Raw genomic sequence first — 479 nt, 5'->3', positions numbered from 1 at the left:
GATGTGGTGTTGCTGGTGGGTGGCACCGACGGTGGGGACGCCGACACGCTCACCCACAATGCGACGCGGCTGGCGCGGGCGCGGTGGCGGGTGCCGGTGGTGCTGGCCGGCAACGTCGATGTGCGGGACGAGTTGTCGGCGTTGCTGGTGGGTGCGGGGGTGCCGGTGACGGTGGCGGACAACGTGTTGCCGCGGATCGGGGTGTTGGCGCCGGATTCGGCGCGGGCGGCGATTCGGCGGGTGTTCCTGCGGCATGTCATCGGCGGTAAGGGGTTGTCGCGGGGTGGCCGGTTCGCGCGGTTGGTGCGTACGGCGACGCCGGATGCGGTGTTGACGGGGGTGGAGGTGCTCGCCGAGGTGGTCGGCGGTGACCTGATGGTGGTGGATGTGGGTGGGGCCACCACTGATGTGTATTCGGTGTTGACTCCGGATGAGCGGGCCGGTGGGCCGGGTCGGGAGGTGGCCGGGCAGTTGTGGCG

At 71.0% G+C, this 479-nt stretch carries 1 protein-coding gene; it reads left to right on the top strand.

Going from position 1 to position 479, the window contains the following annotated elements:
* A partial coding sequence (locus C1I93_RS30895; protein WP_181445402.1) for a glutamate mutase L occupies positions 1-479 on the top strand: 479 nt, incomplete at both ends.

This window comes from Micromonospora endophytica (assembly GCF_003236305.1).
Lineage (GTDB): Bacteria > Actinomycetota > Actinomycetes > Mycobacteriales > Micromonosporaceae > Micromonospora > Micromonospora endophytica.
The sequence above is the reverse complement of the archived record's forward strand: the minus strand, read 5'-3'. Positions and strand labels throughout refer to the sequence as shown.